We start from the raw sequence: 21,499 nt of genomic DNA, 5'->3' as shown, positions 1-21,499 counted from the left end.
GATCCCGCGGGGCCCCATCGTGTTGCTGCGTCAGGCGGTGCGGATGCGGGCCCGGGCGTTCCGGCGCTTCAGCGCACGGCGCTCGTCCTCGCTGAGGCCGCCCCAGACACCATGGTCCTGGCCGGCTTCGAGTGCCCAGGCGAGGCACTGCTCACGCACGTCGCAACGACGGCACACCTGCTTGGCCTCCTCGATCTGCATGATCGCGGGCCCGGTGTTGCCGATGGGGAAAAACAGTTCCGGGTCCTCATCGAGGCAAACGGCCCGGTGGCGCCAATCCATGGCGAATCCCATCTCTCTCGGTAGTCGAAATACGCTGTGGGCTGGTCTGTGCCCGATCAGCGAGCCTGTAATCGCACGGGGGTTGGTGCGAGCGTTGTGAACGTTTTCACGAACGACCCCATCGTCCCAATCTCACGCTGATGAAACAAGGGTTCTGGACTTGTCGATCCGATCACAACGCTTCCTTAACACTTCGAACCGGTGCACAGCGGACCACCTCGTCCGGTTAGCGGACGGGGGGACCTTGCCGCGATCACCCGTTCACTGCAAGTAACCGATCCAACAGCCTCGGGGTTACGCAAAACCTGGAATCCCTGTGGGGAAAGGCTCTCCGACCCACCGGCGTACCCGGGGCAGGGGTGAGCCCAGGTACTCCGCGCCCAGCGCCGAACCGCTCCTCACAGCAGTCCGTCGGGGCATAGTGCCTTTCAGCACTAGGCTTGCGGCGTGCAGACCGATTCCTCAGCAGTCGTACCGCGTCCGCTCAAGTTAGCCGCGGCCGTGGTCGCTGCGGAAGGGCTTGTGGTCGTCGTTCTCGGATTTGCCGAAGCATTTACGATCGACAGCTCCCGGCTGGTGCTCGGGGTGACCACGACCCTGTTCCTGCTCGCGTACGGCGCGGGCCTGGTCCTGGTCGCCCGCGGGTTGTCCCGGGCGTCGACGTGGAGCCGCGGCCCGGCCGTGTTCACCCAGCTGATCCAGCTGCTGATGGCGTACAGCTTCTGGGGAGGCTCGACCCGCGCGGTGTCGGTGGTGCTGGCCGTCGCCGCGGCCGCGGTACTGGTCGCGATCTTCCAGAAGGCGTCCACCGCGGCGCTGCGCGACGACCCGGGCGGCAGTGACCACCCGGTGCTGTAGGGCTACTCCTTCAGCAGGCCCGCTCGCAGTTCGGTGAGAGTGCGGGCGAGCAGCCGGGAGACGTGCATCTGGGAGATGCCGATCTCCTCCGCGATCTGCGACTGCGTCATGCCGCGGAAGAACCGCAGCGTCAGGATCCGCTTCTCCCGTGTCTCCAGCTGGGCCAGCAGTGGCTTCAGCGACTCGCGGAACTCGACGCTCTCCAGCGCCTCGTCCTCGCCGCCGAGCCCGTCCAGCACCGTCGTCGCGTCCGCTTCGTTCTGGTCCGGGGCGTCCAGCGACAACGTGTTGTACGCGTTCGCGGACTCCAGTCCCTCGATCACCAGGTCCTGGGACAGCCCCAGCCGGGTGGACAGCTCGGCGACGGTCGGCGCCCGGCCGAGCTCCTGGGTCAGCTCCGCGGTCGCCGCGGTCAGCGACAGCCGCAGCTCCTGCAGCCGGCGGGGGACCCGGATCGCCCAGCCCTTGTCCCGGAAGTAGCGCTTGATCTCGCCCAGAATGGTCGGCGTCGCGTAGGTCGAGAACTCCACGCCGCGGTCGGAGTCGAACCGGTCGATCGCCTTGATCAGGCCGATCGTGGCGACCTGCACCAGGTCGTCGTACGGCTCCCCGCGGTTGCGGAAGCGACGGGCCAGGTGCTCGACCAGCGGCATGTGCAGCGAGACCAGGCCGTCCCGGGCCAGGCTGTGCTGCGGGTCCCCGGCCGGGGCAGCGGCCATCGCCGCGAACAGCTGGGCGGTGCGGGTACGCAGATCCGTGGGTTCCTGGAGCTCGCCCAGGGATCGGTCGTCGGTCACGCCTTCTCCGAGGCGGTGGCCGACGCCGTGAGCGAGATCGTCAGCCGTCCGTCCACGGTCTCGGCGCCGGCGGCCTCCACCAGCGCGGTCAGCACGGTCCAGCCGAACGAGTCGGTGTCCGGCACCCAGCCGGCCGGCACGGTCGCGGTGGTGCGCACGGTCAGCTGCGGCGGGTCGATCGAGAAGACGCAGTCCAGCACCCCGTCGGTGGCGTGCGGGAGCAGCAGCGCGCAGGCCTCGTCGACGGCGATCCGCAGGTCGTCGATCGCGTCCACGGTGAAGTCGTTGCGGGCCGCGAGATTGCCGACCACCGACCGCGGTACGGCGATGTAGGCGCTGTCCGCGGGGATGCTGAGGCGGACCTCGGCGGCTCGTCCGGTGCTGCTCACTGTTGTTGCCTCCCTGGCGGGCTGATCTGCTGGGCGGTCGGCCCACCGCGTACATCTTCCCTGCTGCGTCCCGGCATTGCACCACGACCCCGGATCGATCGGAACCGCGTCCAGGTATTGCGTGTAGCTGTGGTGCATGGTCAGATATCGAGCACTATCGCGCACTTCTGGGATCGTGACTCGTGCCGGTCCCTCGTCCGCCCGACGAACAGGAGCCCACCGTGAACCCCACCAGCTCACGCCGGACCGTGCTCGGCGCCGGAGTCGCCGGCGTCCTGGCCGCCGCCGGTGCCGCCGGCCCGGCCGCTGCCGGCACCACCGCCGGTACTGCCGGCACCGCACCGGCCGGAGCCGCCGCGCCGGCCCGGCGTACCAACCAGCGCTCGATGGTCGACGTGCCGTTCGAGGAGCACGAGACCGTCCGGATCGGCCTGATCGGGCTCGGCAACCGGGGCGCCGGCATGCTCGCCGGCTGGGCCGCCGTGCCGGGCGCCGTCGTCACCGCCGTCTGCGACATCCGCGCCGACCGGGCCAAGGCCGCCGCCGACAAGCTCGTCCAGCTCGGCAAACCCCGCCCCACCCAGTACGGCGGCTCGGCCGCGTCGTACAAGGAGCTGGTCCGCAGCAGCGACGTGGACCTCGTCTACATCGCCACGCCCTGGGAGTTCCACTACGAGCAGGGCAAGGCCGCGCTGCTCAGCGGCAAGCACGTCGGCGTCGAGCTGCCGATCGCCACCGAGCTCAAGCAGCTCTGGGACCTGGTCGACACCTCCGAGCGGACTCGCAAGCACCTGTGGCTGATGGAGAACTGCAGCTACGGCCGCAACGAGCTGGCCATGCTCAAGATGGCGCACGAGGGCCTGTTCGGCGACATCACCAACGGGCACGGCGGCTACCTGCACGACCTGCGGGAGCTGCTGTTCAGCGACACCTACTACACCGACGCGTGGCGCCGGAAGTGGCACACCCGCAGTACGGCCAGCTTCTACGCGATGCACGGCCTGGCGCCGATCGCCGCCGCGATGGACATCAACCGCGGCGACCGCTTCACCACCCTGCGGGCGACAGCCACCGCGCCGAAGGGCCTGGCCGACTACCGCGAGCGGCACATCCCGAAGACCCACCCGTCGTGGAACGAGAAGTACATCAACGGCGACCTGGTCACCTGTTTGCTGGAGACGGCCAAGGGCCGGATCGTCCGGGCCGAGCACGACGTCAGCTCGCCCCGGCCGTACAGCCGGATCAACAGCCTGGCCGGCAGCCGCGGCATATTCGAGGACTACGTGCCGGTCGGCAGCACCGGCGGCCGGATCTACCTGGAGCCCGACCACGGCGGCCACTCCTGGCGGGACTTCGCGCCGTACCGGCAGGAGTTCGACCACTGGCTGTGGAAGAAGATCGGCGACGACGCGGCCAACAACGGCGGCCACGGCGGCATGGACTACGTGCTGCAGTGGCGCATCGTGCAGCAGATGCGGGCCGGGCTGGTGCCCGACATCGACGTGTACGACTCGGCCGCGTGGTGCTCGCCGGTGCCGCTGAGCGTCGAGTCGCTGAAGCGCGACGGGCAGCCGGTCGAGGTGCCCGACTTCACCCGCGGCCGCTGGGCCCAGCTGCGGCTGGGGCTGGACTCCCGCGAGACCGACATGCCGCCGGTCGGCTGACCTCACCAGGAGCGATTCGATGAAACTGTTCGCGAAGTTCTGCGCGCTGGCGACGCTGGCCGCCGCGCTCACCGTCCCGCAGGCCGCCCACGCCGCCGAGACGGCCACCGGTCAGGTCGAGGTCGGCATCTCCGAGGTCGACCTCGCCGGGCCGGTCATCTCGACGGTCAAGGTGACCGTCACCAACCGCACCGCCACCCGGCTGTCCAAGCTCGCGGTCACCTTCCGCGGGCCGGTCGGCTGGACCGTCTACCCGGAGTCGCGCACGGTCAGGGACGCCGTCAAGCCCGGCGGCTCGGTCGTGCTCGACTTCCAGATCCGGGTCCCGGCGCCGCGGTCCGGCTTCACGATCCGGACCTTCACCGCCACCGCGACGTACTCCGGCGGTGCAGCGGTCGGCACCCGCTCGCAACGCTCCGGTACGCCGCTGCCGAACCTGGCCGCCGCCTTCAACAACGTCGGCGTGACGAACGAGTCGAACCCGGCGCCCGGCAACTTCGACGGCGAGGGCAACAGCTTCTCGGCGCAGCGGCTGGCGGCGGCCGGGGTGAGTCCCGGTGCGACCGTGACGGCGCTCGGCGCAACGCTGAAGTGGCCGGACGCGGCGGCGGGGACCAAGGACAACGCGGCCGGCGGCGGCCAGACGATCGAGTTCTCCGGCCAGGGGCAGCGACTCGTCCTGCTCGGCGCCGGGTCGAGTCTGTCCGCGGTCGGCTCGGTGACGGTCTGGTACACCGACGGCACGTCGTCCACCGGCTCGTTCGGCTTCCCGAACTGGTCGTTCCAGGACGCCGGCGCGCACGGCGCCACCCAGGTGGTCGCCACCGACGGCCGCAACACCCCGGCCGGCTACGCCAACGCGGAGTACAAGTACCGGCTGTTCGCCAACTCGGTGCCGCTCGACCCGGCCAAGACCGTCGACCTGGTCACGCTGCCGTCCACCGGCAGCCTGCACGTCTTCGCCCTCGCGACAGCGGGCTGACCTGACGCTCCGGTCCCGCGCACGCTGGCGGGACCGGAGCGCCCGCCCGGTCCGGCTGGGGCCGTCCAAGCAGACGGCGTACTGACCGCCGCTCGGCCCACGACCTCTCAGGGGTTGACCCACCAGACGCATGGTTGGCCCACCGAATTCTCGCGGGCCAACCATGGACCGGGTGGGTCAACCCGTCGGAGTTCGGCTCTACCGTCGCGCCGAGACGCAGCGAGGCCGGCTCCACCGTGCGGAGCCGGCCTCGTCGCGTTCGTCGTCTCGACCGGTCAGTCGGCTCGACCGGTCAGTCGGCTCGACCGGTCAGTCGCCTCGACCGGTCAGGTCGGCTCGACGTGGGTCGGGTTGAGCACCCGGCGCAGGAAGTTCTGGGTGCGCTCCTGGGTCGGGTTGCCGATCACGTCCTCCGGTGAACCCTGCTCGACGATGACGCCGCCGTCCATGAAGACGACCCGGTCCGCGACCTCGCGGGCGAAGGCCATCTCGTGGGTGACGACCAGCATCGTCATGCCGTCCAGGGCGAGCTTGCGCATCACCGTCAGCACGTCGCCGACCAGTTCCGGGTCGAGCGCCGAGGTCGGTTCGTCGAACAGCATCAGCGCCGGGTCCATCGACAGCGCCCGGGCGATCGCCACCCGCTGCTGCTGCCCGCCGGACAGTTGCGCCGGGTAGGCGGTGATCTTGTCGTTCAGGCCGACCCGGGCCAGGTTCGCCCGGGCGATCTGGTCGGCCTCGGACGCCTTGCGTTTCAGCACGGTGGTCTGCGCGACCGTGCAGTTCGCCAGCACCGACAGGTGCGGGAACAGGTTGAACTGCTGGAACACCATGCCGATCTGCTGCCGGGCCGCGTCCAGGTGGCAGTCCGGATCGGTGAGGTCCTCACCGCGGACGATCACCTGGCCCTCCTGCGGCATCTCCAGCAGGTTGACGCAGCGCAGCAACGTCGACTTGCCCGAGCCGGACGGGCCGATCACGCAGACCACCTCGCCCTGCTCGACGGTGAAGTCGATGCCGCGCAGGACGTGGTTGCTGCCGAACGACTTGTGCAGGTTCTTGATCTCCACCACCCGCGACGGTGAGGTGGGCAAGGAATCTTGAACGGTCATCAGCGCGTCCTCGCAGCCTTCGACTCGAGCCGGCGGACCAGCAGGCCCAGCGGCAGGGTGATCAGCAGGTAGCAGAACCCGGCCGTGACCAGGGGCGTCAGGTTGGCGTAGGTGTTGGCCAGCTCCCGGCCGAACCCGGTCAGCTCGTACGCCGTCGCGCTGGTGCCGATGATGAAGACCAGCGAGGAGTCCTTCACCAGCAGGATCAGGTCGTTGGTCAGCGGCGGCAGCACGATCCGGAACGCCTGCGGCAGCACGATCTTGCGGGTCGCCAGTCCCGGCGGCATGCCGAGCGAGCGGGCCGCCTCGACCTGCCCCTTCGGCACCGCCTGGATGCCGGCCCGGATCACCTCGGCCATGTACGCCGCGGCGACGATGCCGAGCGCCAGCCAGACCACGCCGTACGGGTCGAACGGGATCCGCATCCCCTCGAACGCCAGCGGCAGCAGGCTGAACGCGATGAACACCACGATGGCCGGCAGGCCACGGAAGAACTCGATGTAGGCGGTTGCGATCCACCGGTACGGGCCGACGCTGCTCAGCCGCATCAGGGCCAGCAGGGTGCCACCGATCAGGCCGATCACGAACGCGCCGGCGGTGTACTCCAGCGTCTTCACCAGCGCCGACAGCAGGCCGTCACGGAAGGCGGCCTCGATGAACTTGGGCTCGAAGAACACCGTGCCGATCTGGCCCCAGTCCGCGCTGACCGCCGCGAAGGCGACCAGCAGGACCAGGATCGCGTACTGGATCAACCGGGAACGCCGAGCCCGCTGCCGCGGGCTCAGTCCCTTGCGTTCAACGGTGTCGTGGGGCGCGCTCACTTCTTCGGCTCAACTCCGAACCACCGCTTGTAGATCTCGTCGTACTTGCCGTCGGTCTTGGCCTGCGCCAGCAGCGTGTTGAACTTCTCCACCAGCTTCGGGCCGCTGCCGTCCTTCAGCGCGGCGAAGCCGTACTGCTCGCCGGTGTCGAACTCGGTCACCACCGCGGTGTCCGGGTTGGCCTTGACGAAGTCGTAGAGCACGCCGTTGTCGTTGATCGCGGCATCGACCCGGCCGGACTTGAGGTTGTTGCCCTGCAGCGCGAGGTCGCTGAACGTGAGCACCTCGAACCCGTGCACCTTGGACTGCTTGTCGGCGAAGTCCTTGCCGGTGGTGTCGGCCTGGACGCCGACCTTCTTGCCCTTCAGGTCGGCCAGCGACTTGTACGGCGCGTCCTTCTTCACCAGCAGCACCTGCGAGGCGTTCATGTACGGCGCGGTGATGCTGATCGCGGCCTGCCGCTCCGGGGTGATCGTCATCGCGCCCATGCCCATGTCGCACTTGCGGGCCTTGAACGCGGCGCCGGAGGTGACCTGCGCCCACTCGATGTTGACCACCTCCTGCTCGATCCCGAGATCGTTGGCGAGCAGGTCCAGCAGGTCGACGTCGAAGCCGACCACCTTGGTGCCCTCCTTGTACTGGAAGGGCTTGTACGGCAGGTGCGTGCAGACAGTCAGCTTGCCCGGCTTCACCAGGGTGATCCCGGCGGCCGCGGCCTTGTCCTCACTGCCGCCGCTACCACCGCTGCCCGGTTCGTCGCTGCCACAGGCGGAAAGGGCGAGCACGAGCGCGGCGACCGCAGCGGTGACGGCCGCGCCGCGGCGCCGGCGGCGGGTGGAGCCTGTGTTGGTCGCGTTCATCGCGAATTCTCCTCGACACTGATCGTAGTCCTCCCGCCGGACGTTACCGGTCAGGATGTTCCGCATCCTGACACAGCAGGCAGCCGGCTGTCGGCCGGTAACCGGCCCCGAGACTCGATCGTCACCGTCTTGGGGCTGCCCTGTCGCCCTGTGGGGGGCCTCACAGATGAGACCAGTGCTGCCTGTGGTTTACTCGTAGCGACGGGTGACCCCCTGGCAACGGCGCCGTTCGACGCACCCTCATCGAACCGCCACCTCAGTACCACGCTCCGTACACGCCTGCCCGCTCGACGCCGGGCTGATGAAGGGTCTCCGATGGTTGCCGAAGCTGTTCCGTCCGCCGTGTCCGCCGTGAATCCTGCCGGCACCGATCCGTACGCCGGTGACGCCGTCTTCGAGCTGCACCGCGGCGGCAAGATCGAGGTCACGTCGTCGATCCAGGTCCGCGACGCCGACGACCTGTCGATGGCCTACACCCCCGGCGTCGCCCGGGTCTGCACCGCGATCCACCAGGACCCGTCGCTGGTCCGCACCTACACGTGGAAGTCGAACGTGGTCGCCGTCGTCACCGACGGGACCGCTGTGCTCGGGCTGGGTGACATCGGCCCGGCGGCGGCGCTGCCGGTGATGGAGGGCAAGGCGCTGCTGTTCAAGGAGTTCGGCGGCGTCGACTCGGTGCCGATCGCGCTGGACTGCACCGACGTGGACGAGTTCGTCGAGACGGTCGTCCGGATGGCGCCGACGTTCGGCGGCATCAACCTGGAGGACATCTCCGCGCCGCGCTGCTTCGAGATCGAGCGGCGGCTCAAGGAGCGGCTGGACATCCCGGTCTTCCACGACGACCAGCACGGTACGGCGGTCGTGGTGCTGGCCGCGCTGACCAACGCGCTGCGGGTCACCGGCAAGTCGATCGGGGACATCCGGGTGGTGATCTCCGGCGCCGGCGCGGCCGGGGTCGCGTGCGCGCGGATCCTGCTGCAGGCGGGCGTCGGTGACCTCGCCGTGGTCGACAGCAAGGGCGTACTGCACGAGGACCGCTCCGACCTGAACCCGGTGAAGCTGTCGCTGGCCCGCGACACCAACACCGCGCAGCTGTCCGGCCGGCTGGTGGACGCGCTCGACGGCGCCGACGTCTTCCTCGGCGTCTCCGGCGGCACGGTGCCGGAGGACGCGATCGCCCGGATGGCGCCCGGCGCGATGATCTTCGCGCTCGCCAACCCGAACCCGGAGGTCCACCCCGACCTGGCCCACCGGTACGCCGCCGTCGTCGCCACCGGCCGGTCGGACTTCCCGAACCAGATCAACAACGTGCTGGCCTTTCCCGGCATCTTCCGCGGCGCCTTCGACGCCGGCGCCACCCGGATCACCGAGGGCATGAAGCTCGCCGCGGCCGACGCGCTGGCCGAGCTGATCCCGGCCGAGGACCTGCGCCCGGACTACATCATCCCGTCGCCCTTCGACGCCCGCGTCGCCCCGGCCGTCGCCGCCGCGGTCGCCGCGGCCGCGCAGCGCGAGGGAGTAGCCCGCGCCTGAGCCGTCGCGCTCCGGCTCCCGGGACCTGGGACAGCTACGCGGGACCTCGGACAGGTACGCGGGCTCGGACAGGTACGCCGGACCTCGGACAGGTACGCGGTACCCCGGACAGGGCAGGACCTGTCCGAGGTCCCGCGTTCTTGTTCACGCTCCGGTTAGGGTTGGCGGGTGGAGAACAGGCGTGCGATCGAGTGGTCCGAGGCGGCGTGGCTGAACCAGCCGGAGGCAGTACTTGCTGACGGCAACAACTTGCTGGTGACGGCCCGCGGGGGCAGCGACTTCTGGCGGACCACCAGCTACGGCTTCGTGCACGACGACGGCCACGCCCTGCTCACCGACTTCCCGACCGAGGCCGCGATCGAGGTCGGCTTCGTGGCGGCGTTCGAGCAACTGTACGACCAGGCCGGCCTGCTGATCCGGGTCGACGAGCAGACCTGGATCAAGGCCGGCGTCGAGTACACCGACGGCGTACCGCACCTCGGCGCCGTCGTCACCCACGGCCGCTCCGACTGGTCGATGGCCCCCGTGCCCGACTGGGCCGGCCGCGACGTCACCCTGCGCGCCAGCCGCTCCGGCGACGCCGTCACCCTGCGCGCCCGCTGCGAGGACGAACCCTGGCGTTTGCTCCGCCTGGCCCCCCTCGCCCCCGACGCCGAAGCCGCCGCCGGCCCGATGTGCTGCGCCCCCACCCGCTCCGGCCTCACCGTCCGCTTCACCTCCTTCGCCGTCACCACCCCCGACCCGTCCCTCCACCTCAACTGACCCCACCCCCCGCACCATTTCCGGGGATAACCGGCTAAATGCTGGGTCATCGCTCGGTCAAACCGGGGGTGAACCCAGCACTTGGCGGGTTCTCCCCGGAAATGGTCAGGGGGTGGTGGGGTGCGGTGATGTTGCTAACTGACGGGGGTTGGGGCAGCGCCTAGGGTGGGGCCATGCTTGCTGCCTATGCTGCCAAGTTCGATGCCGAGGACCCGGTTTCCGCGCTCGAGGTGGGGGAGCGGCCGGAGCCGACGGTGCCTGACGGGTGGGTGGTGGTCGACGTCAAGGCGTCGGCGCTGAACCACCATGACCTGTGGTCGCTGAAGGGGGTCGGGCTGGCGGAGCAGAGTCTGCCGATGATTCTCGGGTGCGACGCGGCGGGCATCGACCCGGACGGCAACGAGGTCGTGGTGCACGCGGTGATCGCGGACCCGGCGTACAAGGGGGACGAGACGCTCGACCCGAAGCGGTCGTTGCTGAGCGAGCGGTACCAGGGCACGTTGGCGGAGAAGGTGGCCGTGCCCGCGCACAACGTCGTACCGAAGCCGGCGGGGTTGAGCTTCGAGCAGGCGGCTTGCCTGCCGACGGCGTGGCTCACGGCGTACCGGATGCTGTTCACGCAGTCAGGGCTCAAACCGGGCGACACCGTGCTCGTGCAGGGTGCGGGTGGTGGGGTCGCGACCGCGCTGATCACGCTGGCGCGGGCAGCCGGGATCCGGGTGTGGGCGACCAGTCGGGACGACGCGAAACGGAGCCGGGCGCTGGAGATCGGCGCGCACGACGTGTTCGAGTCGGGTGCGCGGCTGCCGTCGCGGGTGGACGCGGTGATGGAGACCGTCGGCCAGGCGACCTGGTCGCACTCGCTGAAGTCGCTGAAGCAGGGCGGCACGCTGGTGATCTCCGGCGCGACCAGCGGCCAGGCGCCGAAATCCGCCGAGCTGAACCGGATCTTCTTCCTGCAGCTGCGGGTCCAGGGGTCCACGATGGGCACGCGGCAGGAGCTGGCCGAGCTCGTCCAGTTCATGGCGAACGCCGGCATCTCGCCGCACATCGACTCCACGCTGCCGCTGGCCGACGCCCGGACCGGCTTCGCGAAGATGAACGACGGCGACGTGTTCGGCAAGATCGTCTTCACCGTCTAGCCGGGGCGATGTCCGAAGACTTCGGGACCAGGGCGGCTTCTGCGGAGGTCGAGATCCGGCGGGCCACGGTTGCCGATGCCGAGGCCGGAGCGTGGTGCCACCTGCTGTGCTGGCAGGAGGCGTACGCCGGACTGCTGGCGCCGGAGCGACTACGTGAGAAGACCGACCCGCAGGGGATCGGGCGCCGGACCGAGCGATGGGCCGCGGCGATCGATGCGGGTGTCGTCCGCTGGCTCGCGCTGAACCCGGCGGCCGGCGTACCGGTGCGGGATCGGGTGATCGGGTTCTCGTCGCCCGGGCCGGCCCGGGACGAGGACGCGCCGACCCCGCTCGAGCTGTACGCCATCTACACCCGCAAGGCCTGGTGGGGGACCGGGCTGGGGCAGCGGCTGCTCGACGTCGCGATCGGCCGGCAGGCGGCCAGCTTGTGGGTGCTGGAGGGCAACGACCGCGCCTGCGCCTTCTACCGCCGCAATGGCTTCGCCGAGGACGGGGCGCGCGCCGATGAGGAGTTCTTCGGCGTTCCGGAGATCCGGATGGTGCGACCCGCCCAGTTAAGGAACACTCCGACCGCGCTTGCCCGGCTTCACTACATCTTCTATGTTACATAAAGGATGTTGTATCTCGCCGGGAGGTGTTCCATGCACGGCACGGACGAAACCGCACGGCGGCTGCTCGCCTCGTCGGCCCAGCTGTCCCGCGATCCCGCGACGGAGATCGACTGGGACGAGCCGGTCGCCGACGACTACGGGCTGAGCCCGGAGTGGAGCACGCTCTACGGCACGGCGTACTGGGCGGAGCTCTCCGAGGCCCAGCGCCGGCTGCTGACCCGGCACGAGGCGGCCTCGGTGGCGTCGACCGGGATCTGGTTCGAGCTCATCCTGCAACAGATGATCCTGCGGGACGTGTACTCCGTCAGCCCGGCGAGCGCGGAGTTCCAGTGGGCGCTGACCGAGATCGCCGACGAGTGCCGGCACTCGATCATGTTCGCGCGCGCCTCGGGCAAGCTGGTGGACGCCGAGTACCGGCCGCGGCTGCTCGCCCGCGAGCTCGGCCGGGCGTTCAAGACCGTCGCCACCGGGGAGACGGCGTACGCCGCGATCCTGGTCGCCGAGGAGGTTCTCGACGTCATGCAGCGCGACTGGATGCGCGACCGCCGGGTCGCCCCGCTGGTCCGGACGGTGAACCACATCCACGTCGTCGAGGAGTCCCGGCACATGGTGTTCGCCCGGGAGGAGACCCGGCAGCGGATCGCCGGAACCGGCCGGGCCGCGCGCTGGACCAGCGCACTGGTGATCGCCCTGGCCGCCGACATGATCGTCAGCAGCATGGTCGGCCGAGAGGTGTACGCGAACGCCGGGCTCGACGCCGACCGGGCGGTCCGCGAGGCCCGGAGCAACGAGCATCACCGGGCGTTGCTGCGGTCCAGCTGCGCCAACCTGATGGACTTTCTCGGCGAGGTCGGCCTGCTCACCGCTGCGGCGGCGCGGGTCTACCGCCGGACCGGACTGCTCTGACCGCCGATGACGTACGTGATCGCGGGGGACTGCTGCGCGGACGCGCGGTGCGTGTCGGCGTGCCCGATGAACTGCATCCACCCGTCGCCGGGCGAGCCGGGGTTCGGGACGACGGACGGGTTGTTCATCGATCCGCGCACCTGCATCGACTGCGGCGCGTGTGCCGAGGTCTGCCCGGTGGACGCGGCGCAGCCGGCCGACAAGGCAGCGCCGATCGACGTCGCGCTGAATGCGGCGTACTTCGCCGAGCGGCCGGCGGTGGACGCACTCGACCTCGACGCCTGGGAGCCGCCGCGCTTCGACCGGTGGACGGGCGGGCCGCGCCGGGTCGCGGTGGTCGGCGCGGGACCGGCCGGGATGTACGCGACGCGAGAGTTGCTGCAGCGCAGTACGGCCGAGGTGACGTTGATCGATCGGCTGCCGGTGGTGGGCGGGCTGGCGCGCTTCGGGGTCGCGCCGGATCATCCGCTGACGAAGCAGATCCTGGGCACCTTCGAGCGGATCGCCGCGCACCCGCGGGTCCGCTGGCAGCCGGGGACCGAGGCGGTCGCGGCCGAGCTGGAACGCCGGTACGACGCGGTGGTGCACGCGGTCGGGGCGTTCCGGAGCCGGCGGCTGGGGATTCCGGGAGAGCACGGCGAGCGGAGCTGTCCGGCGGCCGAGGTGGTTGCCTGGTACAACGGTCGCCCTGGCGCGCAGCAGGTGCCGGTCGAGCTGACCGGTCGGCGTGCGGTGATCGTCGGTACCGGGAACGTCGCGCTGGACCTGGCGCGGCTGCTGATCAGCACGCCCGAACGACTGGCCGGGCTGGACCTGCCTGCGGCGGTACGTGAGACGTTGCGGGCGAGCGAAATCACCGAGGTGGTGATCCTGGGCCGCCGCGGTCCGGAGTCCGCGGCGTACACCGGGTCCGCCTTCCGCGACCTGCGTGCGCTGGACGGCGTCGAGGTCGTCCTGGACGACACCGACGTTCCGGCCGAGCTCAGCCGGCAGGAGGACGCCGACGGGGCGTGGGGCACGACCCGTACGCCGGCGGGGGCGCCGGCTCGCAGCACTGACCGCCGCCCGCACCCCCGCCAGGCAGCGCAGGGGGCGGACGCGCAGTGTACGGAGCGGCTGGAGTTGTTGCGGGGTGTTCGGCGGGAGCCGGTCGACCTGGCGAATGAGCCGAGGCCCGGGCGGCGGGTGGTGCTGCGGTTCGGTGCCACGCCGACCCGTTGGGATCCGGCCGCCGGGCTGAGCACAGCCGCTGGGGATCTGATCCGGGCCGGCAACCTCTTCACAGCGATCGGTTTCGTGGGGCAGCCGGTCGACGGGCTGCCGTTCGACGGCGTGCTGGGAATCGTGCCGAACGTGCGGGGTGCGGTGATCGGCCGGCCGGGGCACTTCGTCACCGGGTGGATCAAGCGGGGAGCCCGCGGCGGAATCGGCGTCAACCGGGCCTGCGCCGAGGAAACCGTGCGTACCTTGCTGACCGGCGCCGAGGTGTCACCGGCACTGCTGTGACAGCTTTCGGCGGCGACGTTTCCTCCCTGAAACACAACCGTCGCACCTGGGCAACGACTCGCGATCAAGCTGTTCCTACCCGCGGGGATTCTCCCCGCGAGCTCGATCCGCCCGATCGATGAGGGAGCAGGAGTGCCCATGAGGCCGACCTTGACGGTGATCGCCGACCCCGCCGACCGCTGGATGATGAAGGCCGCGTGCGTCGGCCAGGCGCCGGCGTACGACGAGACCGCGAGTCAGTGGGAACAGCGCAAGGCGCGGGCGGTCTGCCTGACCGCCTGCCCGGTGCTCGACGAGTGCCGGGAGTGGGCCCGCCGGACCAAGTTCACCGGCACCGCGGCCGGGGAGAAGTTCCTGGACGGCCGGCGTCGCGGCCGCCCCGGACCGACCGAGCGCCGCCGTCCGACGGTCGTCGAGGTCGAGGTCGAGGTTGAGCAGCAGCAGGCCAGCTGAGACGTGCCAGGGCCCGCGCAGTCAGCCGAGCTGACCGCGCGGGCCCTTCGCCGTCAGGCGCCGAACTCAGACGCCGATCAGCTCGTCCGAGCGCTGCTCGGCCTGCTTCGTCCGCCGGAACGGTTCGGCCAGCGTCGGCAGGATCTCCCGGCGGTGGTGCACGAACGTCGCCAGCGCGAGCGCGGCGTAGACGCCGCAGAGCACGTACCGCCCGGTCTGCCCCGGTACGGCGAACTGGACCGCGAACAGCCCGAGCAGCGTCCAGGCGGCCCAGCGGGGGAAGCGCAGCGTCAGCAGGATCGCGATGCCGAGCAGCGTCTGGGTCGCGGTGAGCAGGAACTCCTCGACCTGCCGCCCGTCCAGCTGCAGCGCGGCCGGGCCGCCGCCGATGCCGTACGCGATCGGCAGGCTTCCGATCAGCAGGGTCCACTGGTTCACCTTGGCCGAGATCAGCAGGCCGAGCGCCGCCGCACCCTTGCCGCGCCAGGCGAACAGCAGCGCGATGATGAACTCCGGCGCCTCCGAGGCGAGCGGAGCCAGCCACTGGACCAGCAGGAACTGGTCGATGCCCAGCGCGTGCCCGCCCTCGACCAGCGAGTCGGCGAACGGCTCGGCCGCCGCCAGGATCACTCCGGCCGCCAGCGCGAACATGGCGACCACCGTGAGCCGACGCTGCACCTTCGGCAGGGCGCCGATCCGCGCCGCCGGACCGATCAGCTCGGGCTCGTCGCCGTGCTCGCTGGCCGCCGCCCGCCACAGGTAGTACGCGAAGAACGCGAGCAGCGCGATGCCCAGCACGAGGTGGATCTGACCGGTGAGCGGGATGACGAACGCCACCACACCGGCGATCGACAGGAAGCCCAGCTCTCGCCGGTAGCCCGAGTCGAGCACCAGGGACCGGACGGAACGACCGCTGCGCCGGCTGGCGACGTACAGGCTGACCAGGACGACGCTGGACCAGCCGAGGCCGAGCAGGAGGCGGTTGGAGCCGGTCATGTTGGCCGCGGCGTACTGGACGTACTCCGGCTGGCTGCCGGCGGTGTGGGCGAAGTACAGATCGACCGCGTACTCCGGAAGCACGGCGATGACCGCGAGCAGCGCGATCGCCAGCCCGCCGGAGATGTCCAGCTCGGCGGCCTCGGCGGCCCAGGCGAGCACGAACGAGGCGGCGACCACACCGAGACCGAAGACCATGATCGCCAGCGGGGCCGCTGGGTGGACTCCGGTGACGCGCAACGCCACCGCGGGAACCGCCACCGCGAGACAGAGGAGCACGGGGCGGAGAGCTCTGACCATGCCGTCCAGATTAGTCATCGTTTCGATACTTTCGCAATTGCGAAAGTGTGAGATGGTGCTCACCACCGGCCTGCCGCCTGCCCAGGACCCGCTGCACCGGTCACAATGACCGCGAGATGACAACACCGTTCCCCGAACCGACGAAGGCCCAGCTGGAGTCCGCCGCCGGCACCTTCGCGATGCTGTCCGCGCCGGTGCGGCTGCATCTGGTCTCCCTGGCCGCCCAGGGCGAGTACGACGTGGGCACGCTGGCCGATCGCGCCGGCGTCAGCATCGCGACGGCCAGCCAGCACCTCGGCAAGCTCCGGCTGGCCGGCATCATCACCGCCCGGCGGGAGGGGCGGCGGCACATCTACACGGTCGACGACCCGCACGTGCTGAACCTGGTCGACCAGATCTTCGAGCACATCGCCCCCGACGGCTCGCTGGCCCCCGACCCGCCGCTGCGCACCCGGCCACCGCACGCTGCCGACTGACCCAGCCGCCGCCTGGCCCCCGGCCGCCGGCTAGAGAATGTGCCGCAGGTACCGCTGGGGTCCGTCCAGGTACGCCCGCCAGTTCTGCACCAGCTCCAGCTCCTCCCAGGCGGACTCCCGGATGCCCCAGTCGCCGACCTCGAGAATGGTCGCGCCGGGCAGTGCCGCGATGACGGGGGAGTGGGTCGCGCACAGCACCTGCGAGCCGGACCGCGCCAGCTCGTTCAGAACGCCGACCACGGCGAGGCTGGACGAGAACGACAGCGCCGACTCGGGCTCGTCCAGGCAGTAGAGGCCCCGGCGGGTGAAGCGGTCGCCGATCAGGGCGAGAAAGCTCTCGCCGTGGCTCATCTCGTGGAACACCGGCTCCGGCCGGGCGCCCGGATTCTCCTCCAGGTAGGTGTAGAAGCCGTGCATCGTCTCGGCCCGCAGGAAGAACCCGGCCTTCGACGCGCCGGCGCCCCTGGTCAGCACGAGGTCCTGCGACAACGGTGACTCGCTGGCACGCGTGGTCAGCCGGGCCCCGGTCGACCCGCCCTCCGGCGACATGCCGAAGGCGACCGCGACCGCCTCGACCAGCGTCGACTTGCCCGCGCCGTTCTCGCCGACCAGGAAGGTGACGCCGGGGCCCAGGTCGAGCCCGTCGGTGAGCAGCTGCCGGACCGCGGGAATCGTGTGCGGCCAGTGCCCGGACGGCCGAACGCCCTCCGCCGCGGCCACCCGGCGTACGGGGTGGTCGGCGAAGGGCATCCGCTCAGCCTAGACCAGCAGGAGGATCAGTCGTCCTCGTCGTCGAGCCGGGCCAGCCAGGTGGCGAAGCGCTCGATCGGCGTCTCGAACTCGGGGTTCAGGTCGACGAACTCGCGCAGCCGCTCGGCCACCCAGGCCAGCGAGACGTCCTCCTCGCCCCGCCGGCCCTCGAGCTCCTCGATCCCTCGGTCGGTGAAGTACACGTCAGCTGAACGCCTGCTTCAGCAGCGTCGCCTGCTCGGCCTGGTGCACACCCATCGAGCCGACCGACGGCGCCGACATCGCGGGCCGGGAGACCCGGTAGAACGGCTTGCCGCCGAGGTGCTCGGTCAGGTTCAGCGCCATGAACGGCCACGGACCCTGGTTCGCCGGCTCGTCCTGCACCCAGCGGATCTCGGTCGCGTTCGGGTACTTCGCCAGTTCCGCCTTGATCTGCTCGGTCGGCAGCGGGTAGAGCTGCTCGACCCGCAGCACGGCGGTGCTGATCTTGTCCGGCTCGACCTTCTTGCGCTCGGCCAGCAGGTCGTAGCTGATCCGGCCCGAGGCCAGGATGACCCGCTCCACGGTGGCCGGGTTCTGCTCGGCGTCGGAGTCGTTCAGCACCGGGCGGAACGAGCCGCTGGTGAGCTCCTCCGGCTGCGACACCGCTTCCTTGCGCCGCAGCAGCTGCTTCGGCGTGAAGACGATCAGCGGGTTGTGCTCCTCCTGCAGCGTGTGCCGCCGCAGCAGGTGGAAGTACGACGCCGGCGTGGACGGCTGCGCCACGGTCATCGCGTTCTCCGCGCACAGCGTCAGGAACCGCTCGATCCGGGCCGAGGAGTGGTCCGGGCCCTGGCCCTCGTAGCCGTGCGGCAGCAGCAGCACGACCCCGGACTTCTGGCCCCACTTCGCCTCACCGGCCGAGATGTACTCGTCGATGATCGACTGGGCGCCGTTGACGAAGTCGCCGAACTGGGCCTCCCAGAGCACCAGCGCGTCCGGCCGGGCCACCGAGTAGCCGTACTCGAAGCCGAGCGCGGCGTACTCGCTGAGCAGCGAGTCGTAGACGTAGAAGTTCGCCTGGTCCTCGCCCAGGTGCTGCAGCGGGACGTGGTCCTGCCCGTTGACCCGGTCGATGATCGCGGCGAACCGCTGCACGAACGTGCCGCGGCGGCTGTCCTGACCGGCCAGCCGGACCGGGCGCCCGGCCAGCAGCAGCGAGCCGAACGCGGTGATCTCGGCGCTGGCCCAGTCGACCGGCCCCTGGGTGATCGCGGCGGCCCGGCGCTGCAGCTGCGGCAGCACCTTCGGGTGCGCGGTGAAGCCCTCCGGCAGCGTGGTGTACGCGTCGGCGATCTTCTTCAGCACCTCGGGCGTGGTCGCGGTCGCGTCCGGGCCCTCCGGCTTGTCGGGGTAGACCGGCACGGTCACGTACGGCGCCGGGGTGTCGGGCTGGCTCTTCGCCTCCCGCACCTCGGTGAACACCCGCTCCAGCCGCTGCTGGAAGTCGCGCATCGCCTGCTCGGCCTCCTCGACGGTGATGTCGCCACGGCCGATCAGCGCCTCGGTGTAGAGCTTGCGCACCGACCGCTTCTGCTCGATCAGGTCGTACATCAGCGGCTGGGTGAAGCTCGGGTCGTCGCCCTCGTTGTGGCCCCGGCGGCGGTAGCAGACCAGGTCGATGACGACGTCCTTGTTGAACGCCTGGCGGTACTCGAAGGCCAGCGAGGCGACCCGGATGCAGGCCTCGGGGTCGTCGCCGTTCACGTGGAAGATCGGCGCCTGCACCATGCGCGCGACGTCGGTGCAGTACATCGACGAGCGCGACGAGGCCGGCGAGGTGGTGAAGCCGACCTGGTTGTTCACGATCACGTGGATCGTGCCGCCGGTGCGGTAGCCGCGCAGCTGGGACAGGTTCAGCGTCTCGGCCACGACGCCCTGGCCGGCGAAGGCCGCGTCGCCGTGCACCAGGACCGGCAGCACCGGGAACGCGGCGCCGCGGTCGAGAATGTCCTGCTTGGCCCGGACGATGCCCTCGAGCACGGGGTCGACGGTCTCCAGGTGCGACGGGTTCGCCGCCACCGACACCTTGATCTTGTCGCCGAACTCGGAGACGAACTCGCCCTCGGCGCCCAGGTGGTACTTGACGTCACCGGAGCCCTGGACCGTGCGCGGGTCGATGTTGCCGTCGAACTCGCGGAAGATCTGCCCGTACGACTTGCCGACGATGTTGGCCAGCACGTTCAGCCGGCCGCGGTGCGCCATCCCGATGACGACCTCGTCCAGCCCGGCGCCGGCGGCCTCCTCGCACAGCTCGTCGAGCAGCGGGATGGTGGTCTCGCCGCCTTCCAGCGAGAACCGCTTCTGGCCGACGTACTTGGTCTGCAGGAAGGTCTCGAACGCCTCGGCCTCGTTCAGCTTGGCCAGGATCCGCAGCTGCTCCTCGCGCGGCGGCTTGGTGTGCGGCCGCTCGATCCGCTCCTGCAGCCACTTGCGCTGCTCGGGGTCCTGGATGTGCATGTACTCGACGCCGGTGGTCCGGCAGTACGAGTCGCGCAGGATGCCGAGGATCTCCCGCAGCTTCATGAACCGGCGGTCGGTCGCGGCCCCGAACGAGCCGGTGGCGAACTCGCGGTCCAGGTCCCACAGGGTCAGCCCGTGGGTGGCCACGTCGAGGTCGGGGTGGCTGCGCTGCTTGTACTCCAGCGGGTCGGTGTCGGCCATGATGTGGCCGCGCACCCGGTAGGCGTGGATCAGCTCGAGGATGCGGGCCTGCTTGCTGATGTCCTCCTCGTGGCTGTGCGGGAGGTCGGCGGCCCAGCGGATCGGCTCGTACGGGATCCGCAGGCTCTGGAAGATCTCGTCGTAGAAACCCTCCTCGCCGAGCAGCAGCTGGTGGATCTTGCGCAGGAACTCACCCGACTGGGCGCCCTGGATGATCCGGTGGTCGTACGTCGAGGTCAGCGTCATCACCTTGCTGACCGCGAGCTTGGCCATCGTCTCCTCGGCCGCGCCCTGGTACTCCGGCGGGTACTCCATCGCGCCGACGCCGATGATGCAGCCCTGGCCGCTCATCAGCCGCGGCACCGAGTGCTGGGTGCCGATCGTGCCGGGGTTGGTCAGGCTGATCGTGGTGCCCTGGAAGTCGGGCAGCGCCAGCTTGTTGTCCCGGGCCCGGCGCACGATGTCCTCGTAGGCCATCCAGAACTCGGCGAACGTCATCGTCTCGGCGGCCTTGATCGACGGCACCAGCAGCTGCCGGGTGCCGTCCGGCTTGGCCATGTCGATGGCCAGGCCCAGGTTGATGTGGGCCGGCTGGACCAGGGTCGGCTTGCCCTCGGTCTCGTCGTACGACGCGTTCATCTCCGGCAGCGTCTTCAGTGCCTTCACCAGCGCCCAGCCGATCAGGTGAGTGAAGGAGATCTTGCCGCCGCGGGCGCGCTTGAGGTGGTTGTTGATGACGATGCGGTTGTCGATCAGCAGCTTGACCGGCACCTGGCGGACGCTGGTCGCGGTGGGGACCTGGAGGCTGGTCTCCATGTTCTGCGCGGTCCGGGCCGGAGCGCCCCGCAGGACCTTGCGCTCCGCGTCCGTGCTGGTCGCCGGGGCGGGCTTGGGCTGCGCGCTGGGCGGTTGGTTCACCGTTCCTCCGGTCGGCGCGCCGCTCGCGGCGGGCGCGGTCTGCTGGGCGGACGCCGGGGGCTGGGTCTGGGCCGGCCGGCTCTGAGCCGGCTGGGCCGTGGACGCCGTGGTCGGCGGAGCGGCCTGCTCCGGGGTGCGGGCGGCGGCCTGCGCGGCCGGCTTGCTCGCGGCCGGGGCGGTCGCGGTCGTCCCGCGGACGGCGGCCTCCGGGGTCTTGTTGTCCGACACCGCATCGGGTCGGGGAGCGTCGGCCGGGCCGGTCGTCACCGGCTTCGCGTCACCCGGTCCGGATCCCTTGAATCCGTCGCTCTCGAAGTAGGTCTGCCAGGCCGGATCCACCGACTTCGGATCCTGCTGGTACTTCTCGTACATCTCGTCGACCAGCCATTCGTTGCTTCCGAAGGCTGCAAGGGGATTGGTGTCTGATGGCTCGGTGGCCACTTGGCAGTTCGCCTCTTCCGATTGCGGGTCTGATACCACTGTGCTGGGTGTGGCGGAGTTGTCGGGGGGCAGCTCCCGAAGGCAAGGCTAATAGCACCTGCATCACATCTACAGCCCGGGACCACCGGACCAGTGTGTCGAGTGGTCCCGCCGCGGGGCGTGGGCCGACCGGGCGCTGGAACACCTGCGTTTCCGGTGTTTCAGCGGTATGCCGCCGAGCGGGTCCCGGATCGGCCG

21 protein-coding genes are annotated in these 21,499 nt (G+C 70.4%); 11 read left to right on the top strand and 10 right to left on the bottom strand.

The annotated features are described in order from the left end of the window. Window positions 1–30: 30 nt before the first annotated feature. Entirely contained in the window at window positions 31–282 is a 252-nt protein-coding gene (locus KFLA_RS25800; RefSeq protein WP_012922773.1) for a WhiB family transcriptional regulator, read from the bottom strand. 585 nt (window positions 283–867) lie between these two features. On the opposite strand from KFLA_RS25800, the gene KFLA_RS25795 reads away from it, so the two are divergent. After that, window positions 868–1,140, top strand: coding sequence for a hypothetical protein (locus tag KFLA_RS25795; protein WP_148256734.1), 273 nt, complete (start codon window positions 868–870; stop codon window positions 1,138–1,140). 2 nt (window positions 1,141–1,142) lie between these two features. Here KFLA_RS25795 and KFLA_RS25790 read toward each other — a convergent pair whose 3' ends face one another. Beyond that, the gene (locus KFLA_RS25790) at window positions 1,143–1,937 is read right to left on the bottom strand and encodes an RNA polymerase sigma factor SigF (protein ID WP_012922771.1); all 795 of its coding nucleotides are present in this window, start codon (window positions 1,935–1,937) and stop codon (window positions 1,143–1,145) included. Further along, on the bottom strand, window positions 1,934–2,326 hold the full coding sequence (locus KFLA_RS25785; protein ID WP_012922770.1) for an ATP-binding protein: 393 nt from the start codon (window positions 2,324–2,326) through the stop codon (window positions 1,934–1,936). Before KFLA_RS25785 ends, KFLA_RS25790 begins: the two co-directional genes overlap by 4 nt. 221 nt (window positions 2,327–2,547) lie before the next feature. On the opposite strand from KFLA_RS25785, the gene KFLA_RS25780 reads away from it, so the two are divergent. Together KFLA_RS25780 and KFLA_RS25775 are read left to right on the top strand one after the other, a co-directional pair. Next, window positions 2,548–3,990, top strand: a complete 1,443-nt coding sequence (locus tag KFLA_RS25780; RefSeq protein WP_012922769.1) for a Gfo/Idh/MocA family protein — start codon at window positions 2,548–2,550, stop codon at window positions 3,988–3,990. A gap of 19 nt (window positions 3,991–4,009) precedes the next feature. After that, entirely contained in the window at window positions 4,010–4,972 is a 963-nt protein-coding gene (locus KFLA_RS25775) for an NEW3 domain-containing protein (RefSeq protein WP_012922768.1), read from the top strand. A gap of 326 nt (window positions 4,973–5,298) precedes the next feature. Here KFLA_RS25775 and KFLA_RS25770 read toward each other — a convergent pair whose 3' ends face one another. The 3 genes from KFLA_RS25770 to KFLA_RS25760 are packed head-to-tail and all read right to left on the bottom strand — an operon-like array spanning window position 5,299 to window position 7,765. After that, window positions 5,299–6,084, bottom strand: a complete 786-nt coding sequence (locus KFLA_RS25770) for an amino acid ABC transporter ATP-binding protein (RefSeq protein ID WP_012922767.1) — start codon at window positions 6,082–6,084, stop codon at window positions 5,299–5,301. After that, a complete protein-coding gene (locus tag KFLA_RS25765) occupies window positions 6,084–6,905 on the bottom strand; it encodes an amino acid ABC transporter permease (RefSeq protein ID WP_012922766.1) in 822 nt (273 codons plus the stop codon). Before KFLA_RS25765 ends, KFLA_RS25770 begins: the two co-directional genes overlap by 1 nt. Next, window positions 6,902–7,765 carry an ABC transporter substrate-binding protein gene (locus tag KFLA_RS25760; protein WP_012922765.1) on the bottom strand — a complete coding sequence of 288 codons (864 nt, stop codon included), beginning with the start codon at window positions 7,763–7,765 and terminating at the stop codon, window positions 6,902–6,904. The genes KFLA_RS25765 and KFLA_RS25760 overlap by 4 nt, the downstream gene beginning before the upstream one ends. Before the next feature lie 315 nt (window positions 7,766–8,080). Here KFLA_RS25760 and KFLA_RS25755 point away from each other — a divergent pair, with 315 nt between their 5' ends. The 7 genes from KFLA_RS25755 (at window position 8,081) to KFLA_RS25725 (ending at window position 14,678) form a co-directional block, all read left to right on the top strand. Next, window positions 8,081–9,298 carry an NAD(P)-dependent malic enzyme gene (locus KFLA_RS25755; protein WP_012922764.1) on the top strand — a complete coding sequence of 406 codons (1,218 nt, stop codon included), beginning with the start codon at window positions 8,081–8,083 and terminating at the stop codon, window positions 9,296–9,298. Between the two features lie 168 nt (window positions 9,299–9,466). Beyond that, window positions 9,467–10,060, top strand: coding sequence for a DUF1349 domain-containing protein (locus KFLA_RS25750; RefSeq protein WP_012922763.1), 594 nt, complete (start codon window positions 9,467–9,469; stop codon window positions 10,058–10,060). Window positions 10,061–10,233: 173 nt separating this feature from the next. Further along, the gene (locus KFLA_RS25745; RefSeq protein WP_012922762.1) at window positions 10,234–11,202 is read left to right on the top strand and encodes a zinc-binding dehydrogenase; all 969 of its coding nucleotides are present in this window, start codon (window positions 10,234–10,236) and stop codon (window positions 11,200–11,202) included. Window positions 11,203–11,210: 8 nt separating this feature from the next. Beyond that, window positions 11,211–11,813 carry a GNAT family N-acetyltransferase gene (locus KFLA_RS25740; protein WP_012922761.1) on the top strand — a complete coding sequence of 201 codons (603 nt, stop codon included), beginning with the start codon at window positions 11,211–11,213 and terminating at the stop codon, window positions 11,811–11,813. 30 nt (window positions 11,814–11,843) lie between these two features. Then, a complete protein-coding gene (locus KFLA_RS25735) occupies window positions 11,844–12,719 on the top strand; it encodes an AurF N-oxygenase family protein (protein ID WP_012922760.1) in 876 nt (291 codons plus the stop codon). 6 nt (window positions 12,720–12,725) lie between these two features. Further along, window positions 12,726–14,225, top strand: coding sequence for an FAD-dependent oxidoreductase (locus tag KFLA_RS35955; protein ID WP_012922759.1), 1,500 nt, complete (start codon window positions 12,726–12,728; stop codon window positions 14,223–14,225). Between the two features lie 138 nt (window positions 14,226–14,363). Further along, window positions 14,364–14,678, top strand: a complete 315-nt coding sequence (locus KFLA_RS25725; RefSeq protein WP_012922758.1) for a WhiB family transcriptional regulator — start codon at window positions 14,364–14,366, stop codon at window positions 14,676–14,678. Between the two features lie 66 nt (window positions 14,679–14,744). Here the strand turns inward: KFLA_RS25725 and KFLA_RS25720 are convergent, their stop codons facing one another. After that, on the bottom strand, window positions 14,745–15,992 hold the full coding sequence (locus KFLA_RS25720) for a sodium/hydrogen exchanger (protein WP_012922757.1): 1,248 nt from the start codon (window positions 15,990–15,992) through the stop codon (window positions 14,745–14,747). A 98-nt stretch (window positions 15,993–16,090) separates the two neighbouring features. Here KFLA_RS25720 and KFLA_RS25715 point away from each other — a divergent pair, with 98 nt between their 5' ends. Continuing rightward, complete coding sequence (locus tag KFLA_RS25715) at window positions 16,091–16,450, top strand: ArsR/SmtB family transcription factor (RefSeq protein ID WP_012922756.1); 360 nt, start codon at window positions 16,091–16,093, stop codon at window positions 16,448–16,450. A gap of 30 nt (window positions 16,451–16,480) precedes the next feature. On the opposite strand, the gene KFLA_RS25710 is transcribed toward KFLA_RS25715, so the two are convergent. From KFLA_RS25710 to KFLA_RS25705, 3 genes are read right to left on the bottom strand one after another with little or no spacing between them, the layout of a single operon-like run. Then, window positions 16,481–17,200 carry an AAA family ATPase gene (locus tag KFLA_RS25710; protein WP_012922755.1) on the bottom strand — a complete coding sequence of 240 codons (720 nt, stop codon included), beginning with the start codon at window positions 17,198–17,200 and terminating at the stop codon, window positions 16,481–16,483. Between the two features lie 26 nt (window positions 17,201–17,226). Continuing rightward, a complete protein-coding gene (locus KFLA_RS38465) occupies window positions 17,227–17,403 on the bottom strand; it encodes a DUF6104 family protein (RefSeq protein WP_012922754.1) in 177 nt (58 codons plus the stop codon). Window position 17,404: 1 nt separating this feature from the next. Further along, complete coding sequence (locus KFLA_RS25705) at window positions 17,405–21,262, bottom strand: multifunctional oxoglutarate decarboxylase/oxoglutarate dehydrogenase thiamine pyrophosphate-binding subunit/dihydrolipoyllysine-residue succinyltransferase subunit (RefSeq protein ID WP_012922753.1); 3,858 nt, start codon at window positions 21,260–21,262, stop codon at window positions 17,405–17,407. Window positions 21,263–21,499 lie beyond the last annotated feature (237 nt).

It is taken from the genome of Kribbella flavida DSM 17836 (assembly GCF_000024345.1).
Lineage (GTDB): Bacteria > Actinomycetota > Actinomycetes > Propionibacteriales > Kribbellaceae > Kribbella > Kribbella flavida.
Note: the sequence above shows the minus strand (reverse complement) of the source record. Positions and strands in the feature narration are given on the sequence as shown.